The organism is Nonomuraea sp. NPDC049480 (genome assembly GCF_044465905.1).
Classification (GTDB): Bacteria; Actinomycetota; Actinomycetes; order Streptosporangiales; family Streptosporangiaceae; genus Nonomuraea.
The window spans coordinates 14,519-29,508 of sequence record NZ_JBITMD010000029.1; the positions used below are offsets into that span (position 1 = coordinate 14,519).

Below are 14,990 nucleotides of genomic sequence, written 5' to 3' on the forward strand. Positions count from 1 at the left end.
TCGTCAGGGTTTCCATGTCCTTGACGAATGAGAACCGGCAAACGTGACGGAGGATCAGGAGGCGCGGCAATCCTGGGGCGGGCACAGGTGGGTGTCGATGCGCCGGGCGCCCGGCCCTTCGTCTCCCAGTCGGTCGTGCGGGTTGGCGACCGGACACCGGTCGAGTGACAGGCAGCCGCACCCGATGCAGTCCGTCAGGTCGTCCCGCAGCCGTTGCAGCTGCAGGATGCGATCGTTGAGCTCCCCGCGCCACGCGGCCGACAGCCTGGCCCAGTCGTCGCGGGTGGGCGTGCGCTCGTCCGGCAGCTCGTCCAGTGCGTCCTTGATGGTCTTGAGTGGGATGCCGATGCGCTGGGCCAGCCTGATGAACGCGACCCTGCGCAGGCTGTCACGGCTGTAGCGGCGCTGGTTGCCTGCTGTGCGCCGGCTCTTGACGAGACCCTTGGCCTCGTAGAAGTGCAGGGCCGAGACGGCGACGCCGCTGCGCTCGGCCAGCTGGCCGACCGTGAGCTCCTTGGTGTTCCAGACGACCTTGGTCATACCTGGAGCTTACTTGAGGGTTCTTTCGAAGAACGTCTCCAGGACGACGACCGTCTGCGTTCCCGTCACACCGTCCACCTCGAACACCCGGCGCAGCAGGTCCTGCAGTTCCTTCGTCCCGGACGTACGGACCTTGAGCAGCACCGACGCGGGCCCCGCGATGACGTGCGCCTCCTCGATCTCGGGGATCGCCGCCAGCCGGTCCGCGCTGCCACCCATCCACGTGCTGCCCTCGACCAGCACGTACGCCGTCACCGCCCGCCCGAGCGCGGCCTGGTCGACCTCGATCGTGGTTCGCCTGATCACGCCTCGCTCGCGCAGCTTGCGCACCCGCTCGTGCGCCGCTCCACTGGACAGGCCCACCGCCTGGCCGAGCACGGCGTACGACCGCGTCGCGTCCTCCTGGAGCAGGCTGAGCAACATCCTGTCGATTTCATCCACAACAGGATGATATCTCGTGATATTCAGTTCAGGCCGAACAGCGTATGGTAGGACTCATGACGGAGACGATCCTCACTGAGTTCGAGGTGTTCGACGAGCGGTTCGCCGAGATCGGCGGAGACGACCGGATCGAGGTGCTCTACACCGGCACCCGCTGGGGGGAGGGCCCGGTCTATTTCCCCGCGGGCCGGTTCCTGGTGTGGAGCGACATCCCCAACGAGCGGATGCTGCGCTGGGACGAGATGACGGGCGCGGTCGGGCCGTTCCGCCAGCCGTCCGGCTACGTCAACGGCAACACTCTGGATCGCGAGGGCCGGCTGATCTCCTGCGAGCACGGCAACCGCCGCGTCACCCGCACCGAGCACGACGGCTCGATCACCGTGATCGCCGACCGGTGGGAGGGCAAGCGGCTCAACAGCCCCAACGACGTGGTCGTCCGGTCCGACGGCTCCATCTGGTTCACCGACCCGCCGTACGGCATCCTCAGCAATTACGAGGGCCACGCCGCCGAGCAGGAGATCGACGGCTGCCACGTCTACCGGGCCGATCCGGTGACGGGCGAGGTGCGCATCGTGGCCGACGACTTCGTCAGGCCGAACGGGCTGGCGTTCTCGCTGGACGAGAGCCTGCTGTATGTCGCCGACACCAGGGAGCGGCACGTGCGCGTGTTCGAGGTGCGCGAGGACGGCACGCTGACGGGCGGCAAGGTCTTCGCCGCAGGCGGCGAGGACGACAACTACGACGGCATGCGACTGGACGACACCGGCCGGATCTGGACCGTGGCCGGCAAGGCGGTGCTCTGCTACGACCCCGACGGCACCCTGATCGGCCGGCTCAAGCTCCCCGAGTCCGCCGCCAACCTGGTGTTCGGGGGGCCCAAGCGCAACCGCGTGTTCATCGCCGCCGCCACCTCGCTCTACTCGTTGATGACCAACGTGACCGGCGCGCGCCCGGTCTGGGCCGGGCGCTAGCCTCACTCCCACCGGAACAACCGCACGGCCAGGCCCCCGAACACCACCAGTCCACCGACGATCACCGCCAGGTGCAGCGGCTGCGGGGCCTGGCCTGCCCAGGCGTCCGTGAGCGCCTGGTTGACCGGTCCGGCCACGGAGAAGTCGCTGATCGTCCGCAGTGTGTCGGGCATTATCTCGCGTGGAAAATACACGCCCCCCAAGAACGCCAGCGGAATCATCGCCACCGACCCGATCCCGGGAGCGGCTCTGCCGTTGGGCGCCAGCGCGGCGATCACCAGCCCGATCGCCAGCAGCGCGGCGGTGCCGAACAGGAAGACCAGCAGGAACCAGCCCCACTGCCGCGGCAGCGGCGCTCCGAACACCAGCCGGGCCGAACCGATGAGGACGGCCGTGGAGACGGCTCCCATGGCCAGGTTGATCAGCAGTTGCACGGTCAGCAGCCGCGCGGGATGCACGGGCGTCGTCGACATCCGCTTGAGCACCCCCTGCTCCCGGTACGTCGTCAGCACCGCCGGCAACACGCTGCAGGCCAGCACGAGCAGCGAGAGCAGCATCATCATGGTCGGCATCTGCGCGTCCACGCCTCGCAGCCCGGATGCGCCGACCTTGGTCATCGTCGGGATGCTGAGCCCCAGCACGACCAGCAGGGTGACCGGCAGGCCGATGGTGAACGCCATGAACGGCCAGTCGCGCAGGTAGAGCTTGGTCTCCAGGAAGAGGATCTTTCTCATGACAGCTTCCTTCCGGTGAACGCGAGGAACGCGTCGTCGAGTGTGGCCTGCTCGGTGCGCAGGTTCCGGGGAACGACCTGGCGCTGGGCGAGGGCGAGGGTGACCGCGGGCGCGAGGTCGCCCGAGCCGCTGACAGTGATCTCGTCGCCGCTCCTGCTGACCTCGTGTACCTCCGGCAGCGCCATCAGCACGGCGTCGTCGACCGGCGCCGAGGGGCGGAAGCGCACCCTCCGCTCCCCGCTCACCTGCGCGACCAGCCCGGCGGGCGTGTCGGTGGCGACCACCTTGCCGGCGTCGATCAGCGCAAGCCGGTCGCAGAGCCGCTCGGCCTCCTCCATGAAGTGGGTAACCAGCACGATCGTCACTCCCGACTGGCGGATCTGCTCGACCAGCTCCCAGGTGTCCCTGCGGGCCTGTGGGTCGAGCCCCGTCGTCAGCTCGTCGAGCACCGCCACACGCGGCCTGCCGACGAGCGACAGCGCCACGGACAGCCGTTGCCGCTGTCCGCCGGAGAGCTTCTTGAACGCGGTGTCGCGCTTGTCGCCGAGCCCGACCCGCTCCATCAGCTCGGTCCAGTCGGCCGGGTCGGGGTAGAAGGAGGCGTAGAGGTCCAGGGCCTCCCACACCTTGATCTTCTCCGGCAGGGCGGCGCTCTGCAGCTGCATGCCGAGCACCCGGCGCAGCTCGTCCCGGTCCTGCCGCGGGTCCAGCCCGGCCACTCGTACGGTGCCGCCGTCGGGCGCCCGCAGGCCCCCGACACATTCCACCGTGGTGGTCTTGCCGGCGCCGTTCGGGCCCAGGATGCCGAAGATCTCACCCTCGGCGACATCGAACGACACGTCGTCGACCGCCAGGTGCTTCGGATACTGCTTGCGCAGGTTCCTGACTTCGATGATTTTCATGGCATCGACGCTAGGAACCGGCGGTTCGCCGGAGAAGCTGGCTAGGTGCCCGGCGAGGGTGTACCTAGATGCAGTGACCGCACCGCCCCCGCTGGCGCACACTGGAGGCATGCTCAGCAGGTTCGGTCACGTCGCGGCGCTCCTCGCGCTGCTCGTCGTCGAGGTGCCGGCGATCATCCTGTCCTTCCTCATGCTGTTTCTGTCGGTGGCGATGGGCATGGTCTTCCTGTTCCCGCCGCAGGTTCGGATGGTCAGGAGGCTCGCCGAGCTCAACAGGGGGCTGACACGCGCGTGGACGGGCATCCCGATCGAGGCCCCGTACCTCCCCAAGCCCCCGCCTCCGCTGCCGCAGGCGGACGGGATGTACCGCTCGGACCGCACCCTCTACAAGTCGCCGCGCGTCCCCGCCCGGCACGACCGCTGGAAGTGGTTGATCAGCGATCCGGCGACCTGGCGCGATGATCTCTGGCTGCTGCTGGAACCTGTGACCAAGGTGGCACTCTTACCGGTGTTCGTCCTGCTCCCCGCGCAGGGCTTGCGTCTGTACGCACTCTGGAGCGACATACTGCTCGGCGCGACCGCCAAGAGCCGCCTGGCCGGACAGGTGAGCCACCTCAAGCGCACGCGCAATCTGGCGACCGACTCCCAGGCAGCCGAGATGCGCAGAATCGAGCGCGACCTGCACGACGGCACCCAGGCCAGGCTGGTGGCGATCGGGATGACGCTCGGCGCGGTCGAGCAGCTCGTGGAAAGCGACCCCGCGTCCGCCAAGGCGCTCCTGGCCAAGGCCAGGGACGCGTCCTCGGAGACGCTCACCGAGCTGCGCCGGGTCATCCGGGGCATCCACCCGCCGGTCCTGGCCGAGCGCGGGCTCGCCGACGCAGTACGCGCGCTGGCCATGGACAGCCCGCTGACGGTCACCGTGGAGGTGGATCTGCCGCACCGGCCCGAGCCGCCGGTGGAGGCGGCGGTCTACTTCGCCATCAGCGAGCTGCTCTCCAACGCCGCCCGGCACGGCGGCGCCCGGTCGGCGATCGTGGACATCAGCTCCCACGGCCCCGACCTGCGCATCACGGTCACCGACGACGGCATGGGCGGCGCCGATCCGGCCAAGGGCAGCGGCCTGGCCGGCATCGAACGGCGGCTGGCCGCCTTCGACGGGGTGCTCGCGCTGAACAGCCCGCCCGGCGGCCCCACCTCCGTGATGATGGGGCTGCCCAGGGCGCTGCCGGAGCACTGGGCGGGCGACCTGTCCAGGCTCCCTCGCCGGAAGGCGATCCTGCTCGCCTTCCTGTGGTTGACGGCCTGGTGCCCGACCTTTCCGCAGGGGATCGTGGCGGCCATCTTCAAGATCATCGATTTCGACCAGAAGTCCTGGTTCCTCGCGTTGCATCTCCCCGAGGTCTGGCAGTGGCCGACGATCATCGGGATGATCGTGCTCGGGCTTTCCATGCACGCCCTTGCCATCTGGATCCCCGCCACCCACAACCGGGAGCGCTGGATGGCGGACGCGACGCCGACCAAACTCTGGTGCTCATGAACCGTGTGCTCATCGCCGAAGACCTCTACCTACTCAGAGACGGGTTGGTCCACCTGCTCCAGGCGCACGGCTTCACGGTCGTGGGCGCCGTCGAGAGCGGCCCCGAACTGCTGAAGGGCCTGCTCGAACTGCGCCCGGACGTCTCGATCGTGGACGTGCGCCTGCCGCCGACCTTCACCGACGAGGGCCTGCAGGCCGCGCTCGCGGCCAGGAAGTCGGTGCCGGGCCTCCCGATTCTCGTGCTGTCCCAGCACGTCGAGCAGCTGTACGCCCGCGAGCTGCTGGCCGACGGCTCCGGCGGCATCGGCTACCTGCTCAAGGACCGGGTCTTCAACGCCGAGCAGTTCGTCGACGCGGTACGCAGGGTCGCCGCGGGCGGCACCGCCATGGACCCGGAGGTCATCGCCAAGCTGCTGGCCAGCAACGCCAGGCATGAGCCGCTGGCCGCGCTCACGCCGCGCGAGCGGGAGGTGCTGGAGGCCATGGCGGAGGGGCGGTCCAACGCCGCGATCTCCCAGCGGCTCTATCTCAGCGAGAGCGCCGTGGCCAAGCACACCGCGAACATCTTCGGCAAGCTGGGCCTCGCGCCGTCGGACGACGACAACCGGCGCGTGCTGGCCGTGCTCGCGTACCTCAACAGCCGCGGCTGACGACAGCCTGGCGGAAGCGCCATACGGTCTCGGGCACCGGGAAGCCGTGCACCTGACGGAAGGCCCATGAAGCCTCGGCCGAAGGCGACCGGTGTTGTCGGTCGCCTCGGCTATTTTCATAGAGGCACGGCGCGACGAAGGGGTGTAACAGGTGAAAATCCGGGTTAGCCGCGATGTACTGGCAGAGGCGGTGGCATGGGCCGCACGAGTCCTGCCCAGCCGCCCTGTGGTGCCCGTCCTGTCCGGGCTGCTGCTGGAGGCGGGCGAGGAGCTGAGCCTGTCCGCCTTCGACTACGACGTCTCCGCCAGGGCCGCGATCGACGCCGACGTGGCCGAGGAAGGCAGCGTGCTGATCCCCGGCCGGTTGCTGGCCGAGATCAGCCGGAGCCTGCCCGCCGACGACGTAGAGATCGTTACCGAAGGTCCTGAGGCGGTGCTGACCTGCGGCAGCGCCGAGTTCGGGCTCGTCACTATGCCGGTCGAGGACTTCCCGACCCTGCCCACCATGCCGCCCAGCATCGGCGCCATAGGCGGCGGCGTGTTCGCCTCCGCCGTCGCCCAGGTCGCTCCCGCCGCCAGCCGCGACGACACGCTGCCCATGCTCACCGGCATCAGGGTCGACATCGACGGCGAATCCGTGGCCATGGCGGCGACCGACCGCTACCGCATCGCCGCTCGCGACTTCACCTGGCGTCCGGCCGGTCCCGACGTCGCCCTCTCTGCGATGGTGCCGGCGCGGGTGCTGGTCGAGGTCGCCAAGTCGCTGCGCGGCGGCGAGGTGTCCGTCGCGATGGGCGACGGGGTGGCCGGGTTCGAGAGCGTGGGGCGCAGCACGACCGTGCGGCTGCTGGACGAGCAGTTCATCGACTACCGTTCCAGGCTGACCAGTGACTGGTCGATCAGGGCGGACGTGGCGGTGACGCCGTTCGTCAACGCGATCAAGCGGGTCGCTCTGGTGGCCGAGCGCAACACGGCGATCCGGCTGTCGTTCACCCAGGGGCAAGTGCTGATCCAGGCAGGCGGGGGCGACATCGGGCGCGGGACCGAGGTGGTCGAGTGCGAGCTGAGCGGGGACGACATCCAGATCGCGTTCCAGTCGCAGTTCCTGCTCGACGGGCTGATCGGGGTCGAGACGGAGGTGGCTTGCATCAACATGGAGTCACCCACGCGGCCCGCCCTCATCCAGGACGTCCCGGGCGACGCCCAGCCCGCCTTCCGCTACCTGGTCATGTCCCTCCGCCAGAGTTGACCGAGTCCCGGGGCTCGTCTGACGGCGTGGGTAGCACCCCGCCTCGGTAGGGAGAGTGCATGACGCTTGCCCACCCCGGCCACGTAGTCACGCCGGTCAGGGTGGGTCCGTACGGTCCGGGGCCGTCTGGCGGGCGGCGACCAGCTTGAAGAGCCGCTTGAACTCCGCGTACGCCTCCTCGCCCACCGCCCGCGCATGCTCGGCCTCCATCGCGGCGAGAACAGCGTCCGACTTGGCCATGTGATCCAGGCCCCTCTCGGTGGGCACGATGAGCTTGGCCCGCCGGTCGGCCGGGTCCGGCCGCCGCTCGACGTATCCGAGCTCGACCAGCTCGTCCACCAGCGTGCCGATCACCTGCTTGTGCTGGCCCGACTGCGCCGCCAGGTCGGTGGCCCTGCTGCCTTCCTCGTCCAGGTACGCCAGCACCGCCCCGTGCCGCGGCTTGACCTGCGGATGCCCCAGCTCGCTCATCTTGGCGAACAGCTCCCGCTGCAGACCGAAAAGGGTACGGCTGGACAGGATGCCGAGATCGGGCTCCTCCTGCTTGTGCTCGCTCCTGCGCACCTCACACGCTCCTATTAGTCACTAATCTTGACCGTCACTAATTCTTACTATATCGTCGTGGCATGACGACAACGATGGAACTCACCAGGTTCCGTGTCTCGCCCGATCATGCCGACCTGCTCCTGGCGGCCCGACCGGGAATGATCGCGGACTTCCAGACCGACCGGGCCGGATTCCTGGGCGCCAAGCTGATCCGCATGTCCGAGGACGAGTGGCTGGACATCGTGGAGTGGCGTGCGCCGGAGGACTTCGCCGCCTCCCGCGCCAAGGGCGCCAACCTGCCCGGCATCCGGGCCTTTTTCGACCAGATCGACGAGCTCGTTTCCATGGAAGAGGGGACCGTACGATGACCATCTTGATCACCGGCGCCACCGGCACCGTTTCCGGCGCCCTGCTGAGGTCTTTGGAAGGCGCGGACGACGTGCGGGTGCTGGTGCGCGACGCGTCGAAGGCGCCGTCGGGAGTGGAGGTGGCGGTCGGCGACCTTGACGATCCCGCCACCCTCGACCAGGCGTTCAAGGGTGTGGACACGTTGTGGCTGCTGACCGCGATGGGTCCGCAGGCGCCGCATGCGAGCATGAACGCCGTCTGGGCCGCGAAAAAGGCAGGAGTGGGACACGTCGTACGCATGTCGGCCGTTGGCGCCGCCCACGACGCGCCCACCCGCAACGGCCGGCTGCACGCCCTGTCGGACGTCGAACTCGCGGCTTCGGGCCTCGACTGGACCGTCATCCGCCCGGCCTTCTTCATGCAGAACCTTTTCGGCTCGGTCAACGGCGACACCCTCTACGGCGCGACGGGCGAGGGCAGGATGGGCCTGATCGACGTACGGGACATCGCCGACTTCGCCGCCGCGGTCCTGCGCGATCCCGCGCCGCACAAGGGCGAGACCTACACTCTCACGGGTCCGGACAGCATCTCCCTACGGGACGCCGCCGCCGACCTCACTCGGGTGTACGGCACGCCGATCGCCTACCGGCCGGTCACGCCGGACGACGCCCACCGTTCGATGCTGGCGGCCGGGCTGTCAGAGTGGATGGCCGCGGTCACCACGGAATACCTCATGGCGTACGCGCAGGGGTGGGGCGACTTCACCACCTCGACGTTCGAGGACGTGACAGGCCGCACCGGCAGGTCGTTCGCCGAATTCGCCAAGGACCACGCCGCCCTGCTGCGCCCATGAGGCCCCTGCCGGACGCGAAAGGACCCCGTGCCGGCAAGCGGCGCGGGGTCCAGGAAAGAGGTCAGGACTCGGTGAGGGCGATGAGGATGTGCTCCATGCAGGTGTGCCCCGCCCGCTCCGCCGCCGTCGCGTCCCCGGCCGCGATGGCCCGGGCGATCGCGTCGTGCGGGATGTAGCTCTTGTTCAGCGACGTCCCAGCGGCCGTGATGCTGGCGCGCAGCGCCGCCGAGAAGTCCTCGTACAGGTCGATGAGCACGAGGTTGTGCGTGGCGTGCGCGACCGCCATGTGGAACGCCAGGTCGGCCTCGACGAACAGATCGGGGTCGTCCAGGTCCCAGGCGCGCTCCCGCTCCGCCAGCGCGGCCTCGATGCGCAGGATGTCCTCGTCCGTACGCCGGGTGGCGGCCAGGCGCGCGGCCTCGACCTCGAGCGCGCGCCGTACCTCCAGGATCTCCAGCTGCTCGGCCTGCTTCAGCCGCCGCAGCATGGCGCCGGACAGCTCGCTGGTCGCGCGGACGTAAGTGCCGTCGCCCTGACGGCACTCGAGCAGCCCGGCGTGCGTGAGCGCGCGTACAGCCTCACGAACGGTGTTACGCCCCACTCCGAGCTGCTCGGCGAGCACGGTCTCGGTAGGGATCTTGCCGTTCATCGGCCACGATCCTGAGGTGATCTGCTCCTTGAGCTGATCGATCACCTGGTCGACGAGCGAAGCCCGCTGCGCCGTACGCAGACTCACAGTCCGCCTCCTCCGGGAAACCAATCATCCTATGAGTCAATGACTGGTAGACCCTAATTATTCCAGACCGCAAAAGCCAAATCTGGAGCTCCCGGAGGTTCAGCGGGAAACTGTGGCGTCAGCCGTCACCCCTGCCATGGCGGAGCGAACTCCGGCAGCTTCGAGCGCCTTACGATATGCGGCCGTCTGCTGTGTTGTGGACCCGACCCTGCCGTAGAGGTCGCCCAGCTCCCGCCAGCAGCGGGCGGCCTGCCTGTCGGTGCCGAACACCGGCCGGTTCAGCCCGTCGAGCGTCCGGTACGCCGTCTCGAGGTCCGCCGCGGCGTTCCCGTCCCGGGCGAGCGCCACGGTGGCGAGCACGAGGCGTGCTTCGGCAGGCGTCGTGCCGGCCCGGTCGGACGACAGCTCCAGCGCCGCGCCCGCCAGCTCGACCGCGCCTGCCAGGTCGCCGGCGCGCAGCCGGACCCGCGCATGGACGACGAGGCTCTCGCCGTATTCGCGCGCCGTGGCGGGGAGACCGGCGAAGACCTGAGACGCGCCCGTGATGAGCTGCTCGGCCTCGTCGATCGGCGCCGTGGCCATCCTGGACCAGTGCATGGCGGCCCGGGCGAGCTGCAGCGCCAGCCGGGCCTCACGGCCCGCCATGATCGCGTCGTCGGCCAGGCGCACGGCCAGCGCCGAGTCCTCGCCTGCCGCCGCCGCGGAGCTCGCGTGCCACAACGCGTGAACCTCTCCGGAACGGTCCACAACATGCGGAACGCCGGTCGTGTCCAGCACTCGCTTGACGTACGCCAGCCCGGGGGTGTCGCCCTCCCGCTCGCTGCGGGCCTCAACCAGCGCGGCGGCCAGGTCGACGGCGATCTCGCCCTCGGTGACGGACAGCCGCTCGGCCTGCTCCAACGCGTACGCGGCCAGGTCGCGGGCCCGCAGCCGGTCGCCTGCCCGCTGGTAACAGCGGCTCAGCGCGATGGTGAGCGGGAGGTCGGCCAACCGCTCGGGGTGTGCAGCGGCCTCTCTGCGCAGGCGCTCGAACGCCTCCACCGCCTGGCCGAGCCGACCCTGGGCCTCGAGAGCGCGTGCCCTGCCGAAGCGGGCCTGCGCGGTCAGCATGGCGTTTTCCTCGTCGGCCGCCTTCACGATCTCCGTGAAGCGGTCGGCGGCGACAGCGGAGTCGCCGTGCTGGAGTTCGAGCTCGGCGTGCCGCAGCCCGAGCTCGGTGTCGATGCGCTGCCGAGGCTCGATCCCGTGAAGGAGGAACTCGGTTGTGCACCCGAGTCGCTCGGCGAGCAGCCGAGCTACGACTGGAGTCGGCGTGCGCTTGCCCGACTCAATGAGCGAGACATAACTGTCAGACAGGTCGGGTCCGGCCAGCTGGGCCTGCGACATTCGCCTGTTCAGCCGCAATCCACGGACGCGGTCACCGATGGTTCCCTGACTCGGCATCTCATCTCTCAAGGCGGGGAAGGGGTCAACAACACGCAATGATTGCATGAAGTAGCCGAATCTGGTATCCCCGCGTGAAGAATTTGCCACCCGGAGATTAATCGTCGCTGTCGTCCTTGCTGGGAAAAAGCATCTGGCAGACCTCGAGGTACAAGGTCTCCGGATACGGAATGTACTCGACCGTTGACAGGGCCTGGTCCTGACCGGCGGACTCCAGGATGAACTCACCGTAACCGAGCATGCGCCCAAGCAGAGATCTTTGGAAGCTCATGTCGGTGACCTTGCCCAAGGGCATCATTGCGACCCTGCGGGTGATCAGGCCGGTGGTGAGCAACATACGCTTGGAAGTCACCACAAAGTAATCGACTGACCACTCTGCGACTTTCCATACAAAACGGATCAGAAGCAGGAGCCACAGCCACCACACGACGACGAGCGCCGTACCGCCCGCCTGACCGCCGCCGAAGAACTTGCTGAGCAGCCCGGCGAGGACCAGGCCGCCGAAGACCTCGGCGACCGGGCGCAGCAGGATGGCAGGATGCCGCCGCACCATGAGGACTTGTTGTTCGTGGGGGAGGAGGTAGCGGTTGACCGACGCCGGGGCGGAGTCCCCGTGGGTCACAAGTCTCATGAGAGGCTGTTCACAAATTGGGCCAGAGAGTCGGCCGCGTTGAACACCGTGTCGAACGCCCCCTTCACCGCGTCAGCGGCGTCAGATGGTCGGGCCAACAGGTAGTACGCCACAAATGCGATACCACCGTATGTGAGGACTTTTTTGACCTGCACTGTCGCCTCCGTGCCACTTACCCACTCCACCCGCCGTATACATTACCCACCCGGATGCCCGGGTAAAGGTGACTTGGCGGGTTAGTTTTGATCTTGGTTTAGCCACGTTCGCTGGCCACCAGAGCCAGCACGTGAAGGTGCTTGCGCGCGATGCGTTCGACCAGGCTCGGATGGGCGTAGCCGGTGACCTCCAGCGCGCCATAGTGTGCTGCCTCGACGCAGCGCGTCACCGTGGTCGTGGAGTGGACGCCGGCGAACTCCTCGCGCAGCACCGCCTCAACCTCCGCGTACGGAGTCGGATCGGCCTCGATGTGCTCGTTCACGAGGACACCTCGGCACTGGGCATGTCGCTCATCGTGCTCCCCCACGCGCATGCGGAAGTTGCCTTCCCGTCTCTTCGTACCCACCCAACCACATTATGTAACGAAGTGACGACGCTGCGTAATGGCAATGATGTCCGGAGGTGCTCGGGACGGCTCAGACGACGCCGTAGAGGCGGTCGCCCGCGTCGCCGAGGCCCGGCACGATGTAGCCGTGCTCGTTGAGCCGCTCGTCCAGGGCGGCGGTCACCACACGGATCGGCTTGCCGGAGTTGGCGAACACCTTGTCCATGTGCGCCAGGCCCTCAGGGGCGGCCAGCAGGCAGATGGCCGTGACGTCCACGGCCCCGCGGTCGAAGAGGAACTGCACGGCCGCCGCCAGCGTCCCCCCGGTGGCCAGCATGGGGTCGACCACGAAGCACTGCCGCCCGGACAGGTCGTCGGGCAGCCGCGTCGCGTACGTCTCCGCCTCCAGCGTGGACTCGTTGCGAATCATGCCGAGAAACCCCACCTCGGCCGTGGGCAGCAGCCTCGTCATGCCGTCGAGCATGCCGAGTCCCGCCCGCAGGATCGGAACGACCAGCGGATAGGGCTTGGCCAGGTGCACGCCCCTGGCGGGCGCGACGGGGGTCTCGACGGTGACATCGATCACACGCACGTCGCGGGTGGCCTCGTACGCGAGCAGTGTCACCAGCTCGTCCGCGAGCCTGCGGAAAGTGGGCGAGTCGGTGCCGACATCGCGTAGCGCGGTGAGCTTGTGCGCCACGAGCGGATGATCGACGACGAGGGTCTCCATGGAGGACAACGCTATCTTGCGGGCGATCCCCCAGCACCTCGCGGTATTGGTTTTGATCACAATTTGGTCGGAGAGGCACACGGGTAGTCGCCGGTTCTGGAACGATTGGGTCCTGGTGATATCTGTCGTGTTCGGGTGGGGATGGCGATGACAGACGAAGATGCGCTCGACTTCGCCATCGTGGTTTATCGCGAAGACGAGCGCTGGGATGCGGAGCTGCTGCCGGTCACGCTCACGTCCGACTTGAAGGGTCTGATCCACGCTCTGCGGCAGCAGCCGAGCGAGAGCGGCACGATCGGCCTGGTCGCCGTGGGGGACGAGTTCTTCGTGGCGCTGCGGGTCCTGGGTGATCGGGTCGACGTCTTCCTGTCCGACATCGCCGCCTCGTGGGACTTCCCGCTGGCGGAGCAGGTCCTGGACTACCTGGACGTGCCCGTGCCCGACGAGGAGGAGCTCGACGAGATCCTTCAGGACGAGGAGACCGTGCTTCCCGCCGGAGATCTGTCGATCTTCGCCGATCTCGGGTTGGACGAGATGGAGCTGGGCATCCTCTCCGGCGACATCGATCTGCTGCCCGAAGATGTGTTGTCCAGCATCGCCGCGCGGCTCGGCTTCTCCGAGCCGTTCGAGCGTGCCATCGAATCGGTCTTCGGCTGACCCCCTGGAGCGACGGACATGGCGTCCAACACCTTCTCTGCGGCTTTTGTGAGGACCTCCGACGGCTGGAGCGGTGCCGAGGTCGATCTGAGCGAGGCTGAGATCGTCGACGACTTCGGCGACGCCGTCATAGAGGCCCTGAGCCTGACCGGCGACGAGCTGGCCCTGCTCTGCGTTGAGGTGGAGGACGAGTGGTTCGCCATCGCCCGCTACCGGGGCGAGGACGAGCCGCGCGTGTTCCTGTCCGACGTGCACGCCACAATCTCTGACAGCCTTGGCGAGCTGTTCGCCGAGTTCGCCGGCGTGGCGCCGGACAAGGAGAGCAACGGGCTCGGCGTACGCCCGGCCGGTGATTTCGAGCTGCTCAGCGACCTGGGCGTGAGCTCGGAGGAGCTGCTGGAGCTCAGCATGGAAGAGGGCATGCTGCCCGCCGACATCCTGTCGGTGATCGCCGAGCGGTTGTCGTTCGCCGACGAGCTCGACCGGCTGCGCTGACGCCCCGAGACCGGTGACCCACGAGGAGGCCATGCGCCTGGCCCTGGCGGAGGCCGTAGCGGCGGCCGCCAGGGAGGAGATCCCCGTGGGCGCGGTCGTGCTCGACGAGCGCGGCGAGGTCCTGTCCGCGGCCGGCAACGACCGCGAGTCCACCGCCGACCCCACCGCGCACGCCGAGATCCTCGCACTCCGGCGGGCGGCCGCGGCACGAGGGGAGTGGCGGCTGAGCGGCTGCACGCTCGTGGTGACGCTGGAGCCGTGCACGATGTGCGCCGGGGCGGCGGTGCAGGCCAGGGTCGATCGCATCGTGTACGGCGCGGTCGACGAGAAGGGCGGGGCCGTGGGCTCGCTCTGGGACGTCGTACGCGACCGCAGGCTCAACCATCGGCCCGAGGTCGTCATGGGGGTCCTGGCAGACGAATGCTCGGCCGTCCTAAAGCGGTTCTTTGCCGCTCGGCGGATCCGGTAAGCTCGTTCGCGGTGGTGTCGCCTAGTGGCCGAGGGCGCACGCCTCGAAAGCGTGTGATGGGGCAACTCATCCGTGGGTTCAAATCCCACCACCACCGCCGCTAAGTTGGGCCCCTGACCTGGACAACAGGTCGGGGGCCCTTCGTCTGCCAAGATCATGAGGGGATTTTGGGGGCATCAGCCCTCAGCCATGATCACGCAGACGGTCTCCTGGTGTCGGTGGTCGCTCACCTTCCGACTCGGAAGGAACGCCAGAGACATGGCTTCGATCGAACCGCGCAAGGGCGTCAAGGGGCGCGTGAGCTGCCGCGTCGTCTGGTACATCGCCGGCAAGCGCGAGAACGGACGCGACGGCGAGCGCGGAGGACGCCTTGCCCCTCGCCGACGGCTTCTCGTCCCGTACACAGGCGGGCCAGGGCACCGCCCGCCGCGGGCTTCACCTCGCCGAAGTGCTACGCCGTGTTCTGCCCCGAGCCCATCCCTGAGCCCATCCCGGAACCATCCCTGAGCCGCCC

Annotated in this window: 19 protein-coding genes and 1 tRNA gene; 10 read left to right on the top strand and 10 right to left on the bottom strand. The window is 68.4% G+C overall.

What is annotated here, in order from left to right; all coding sequences use genetic code 11:
* Positions 1–54: 54 nt before the first annotated feature.
* Together soxR and ACIBX3_RS49880 are read right to left on the bottom strand one after the other, a co-directional pair.
* Complete coding sequence (gene soxR, locus ACIBX3_RS49875) at positions 55–540, bottom strand: redox-sensitive transcriptional activator SoxR (protein WP_397127766.1); 486 nt, start codon at positions 538–540, stop codon at positions 55–57.
* 9 nt (positions 541–549) lie between these two features.
* The gene (locus ACIBX3_RS49880) at positions 550–981 is read right to left on the bottom strand and encodes an Lrp/AsnC family transcriptional regulator (protein WP_397127767.1); all 432 of its coding nucleotides are present in this window, start codon (positions 979–981) and stop codon (positions 550–552) included.
* A gap of 56 nt (positions 982–1,037) precedes the next feature.
* Between ACIBX3_RS49880 and ACIBX3_RS49885 the strand changes: the two genes are divergently transcribed.
* Positions 1,038–1,952, top strand: coding sequence for an SMP-30/gluconolactonase/LRE family protein (locus tag ACIBX3_RS49885; protein ID WP_397127768.1), 915 nt, complete (start codon positions 1,038–1,040; stop codon positions 1,950–1,952).
* A 2-nt stretch (positions 1,953–1,954) separates the two neighbouring features.
* Here ACIBX3_RS49885 and ACIBX3_RS49890 read toward each other — a convergent pair whose 3' ends face one another.
* Together ACIBX3_RS49890 and ACIBX3_RS49895 are read right to left on the bottom strand one after the other, a co-directional pair.
* A complete protein-coding gene (locus ACIBX3_RS49890; protein WP_397127769.1) occupies positions 1,955–2,686 on the bottom strand; it encodes an ABC transporter permease in 732 nt (243 codons plus the stop codon).
* Complete coding sequence (locus ACIBX3_RS49895; protein WP_397127770.1) at positions 2,683–3,588, bottom strand: ABC transporter ATP-binding protein; 906 nt, start codon at positions 3,586–3,588, stop codon at positions 2,683–2,685. Before ACIBX3_RS49895 ends, ACIBX3_RS49890 begins: the two co-directional genes overlap by 4 nt.
* Positions 3,589–3,697: 109 nt before the next feature.
* Here ACIBX3_RS49895 and ACIBX3_RS49900 point away from each other — a divergent pair, with 109 nt between their 5' ends.
* The 3 genes from ACIBX3_RS49900 (at position 3,698) to dnaN (ending at position 7,027) form a co-directional block, all read left to right on the top strand.
* Complete coding sequence (locus ACIBX3_RS49900) at positions 3,698–5,128, top strand: sensor histidine kinase (RefSeq protein WP_397127771.1); 1,431 nt, start codon at positions 3,698–3,700, stop codon at positions 5,126–5,128.
* Positions 5,125–5,778 carry a LuxR C-terminal-related transcriptional regulator gene (locus ACIBX3_RS49905; RefSeq protein ID WP_397127772.1) on the top strand — a complete coding sequence of 218 codons (654 nt, stop codon included), beginning with the start codon at positions 5,125–5,127 and terminating at the stop codon, positions 5,776–5,778. The genes ACIBX3_RS49900 and ACIBX3_RS49905 overlap by 4 nt, the downstream gene beginning before the upstream one ends.
* A gap of 151 nt (positions 5,779–5,929) precedes the next feature.
* Positions 5,930–7,027 carry a DNA polymerase III subunit beta gene (gene dnaN, locus ACIBX3_RS49910; RefSeq protein ID WP_397127773.1) on the top strand — a complete coding sequence of 366 codons (1,098 nt, stop codon included), beginning with the start codon at positions 5,930–5,932 and terminating at the stop codon, positions 7,025–7,027.
* 96 nt (positions 7,028–7,123) lie between these two features.
* Here dnaN and ACIBX3_RS49915 read toward each other — a convergent pair whose 3' ends face one another.
* Entirely contained in the window at positions 7,124–7,591 is a 468-nt protein-coding gene (locus tag ACIBX3_RS49915; RefSeq protein WP_397127775.1) for a MarR family winged helix-turn-helix transcriptional regulator, read from the bottom strand.
* A 62-nt stretch (positions 7,592–7,653) separates the two neighbouring features.
* On the opposite strand from ACIBX3_RS49915, the gene ACIBX3_RS49920 reads away from it, so the two are divergent.
* A complete protein-coding gene (locus ACIBX3_RS49920; protein ID WP_397127776.1) occupies positions 7,654–7,941 on the top strand; it encodes a hypothetical protein in 288 nt (95 codons plus the stop codon).
* A complete protein-coding gene (locus ACIBX3_RS49925) occupies positions 7,938–8,774 on the top strand; it encodes an SDR family oxidoreductase (protein WP_397127777.1) in 837 nt (278 codons plus the stop codon). Before ACIBX3_RS49920 ends, ACIBX3_RS49925 begins: the two co-directional genes overlap by 4 nt.
* A 61-nt stretch (positions 8,775–8,835) precedes the next feature.
* Here the strand turns inward: ACIBX3_RS49925 and ACIBX3_RS49930 are convergent, their stop codons facing one another.
* The 5 genes from ACIBX3_RS49930 to upp form a co-directional block, all read right to left on the bottom strand.
* Positions 8,836–9,510: a FadR/GntR family transcriptional regulator gene (locus ACIBX3_RS49930; RefSeq protein WP_397127778.1), complete on the bottom strand. Its 675-nt coding sequence runs from the start codon at positions 9,508–9,510 to the stop codon at positions 8,836–8,838.
* Positions 9,511–9,609: 99 nt separating this feature from the next.
* Positions 9,610–11,001, bottom strand: a complete 1,392-nt coding sequence (locus tag ACIBX3_RS49935) for a helix-turn-helix domain-containing protein (protein ID WP_397127779.1) — start codon at positions 10,999–11,001, stop codon at positions 9,610–9,612.
* A 49-nt stretch (positions 11,002–11,050) separates the two neighbouring features.
* The gene (locus ACIBX3_RS49940) at positions 11,051–11,584 is read right to left on the bottom strand and encodes a PH domain-containing protein (protein ID WP_397127780.1); all 534 of its coding nucleotides are present in this window, start codon (positions 11,582–11,584) and stop codon (positions 11,051–11,053) included.
* 253 nt (positions 11,585–11,837) lie between these two features.
* Positions 11,838–12,062, bottom strand: coding sequence for a hypothetical protein (locus ACIBX3_RS49945; protein ID WP_397127781.1), 225 nt, complete (start codon positions 12,060–12,062; stop codon positions 11,838–11,840).
* 154 nt (positions 12,063–12,216) lie between these two features.
* Positions 12,217–12,855, bottom strand: coding sequence for a uracil phosphoribosyltransferase (upp, locus tag ACIBX3_RS49950; protein ID WP_397127782.1), 639 nt, complete (start codon positions 12,853–12,855; stop codon positions 12,217–12,219).
* Between the two features lie 141 nt (positions 12,856–12,996).
* On the opposite strand from upp, the gene ACIBX3_RS49955 reads away from it, so the two are divergent.
* The 4 genes from ACIBX3_RS49955 (at position 12,997) to ACIBX3_RS49970 (ending at position 14,573) form a co-directional block, all read left to right on the top strand.
* The gene (locus tag ACIBX3_RS49955; protein ID WP_397127783.1) at positions 12,997–13,512 is read left to right on the top strand and encodes a tRNA adenosine deaminase-associated protein; all 516 of its coding nucleotides are present in this window, start codon (positions 12,997–12,999) and stop codon (positions 13,510–13,512) included.
* A gap of 18 nt (positions 13,513–13,530) precedes the next feature.
* Entirely contained in the window at positions 13,531–14,007 is a 477-nt protein-coding gene (locus tag ACIBX3_RS49960; RefSeq protein WP_397127784.1) for a tRNA adenosine deaminase-associated protein, read from the top strand.
* A 13-nt stretch (positions 14,008–14,020) separates the two neighbouring features.
* Complete coding sequence (gene tadA, locus ACIBX3_RS49965) at positions 14,021–14,476, top strand: tRNA adenosine(34) deaminase TadA (RefSeq protein ID WP_397127785.1); 456 nt, start codon at positions 14,021–14,023, stop codon at positions 14,474–14,476.
* Positions 14,477–14,486: 10 nt separating this feature from the next.
* Positions 14,487–14,573 (top strand) — tRNA-Ser (locus ACIBX3_RS49970).
* The last annotated feature ends 417 nt before the right edge of the window (positions 14,574–14,990 follow it).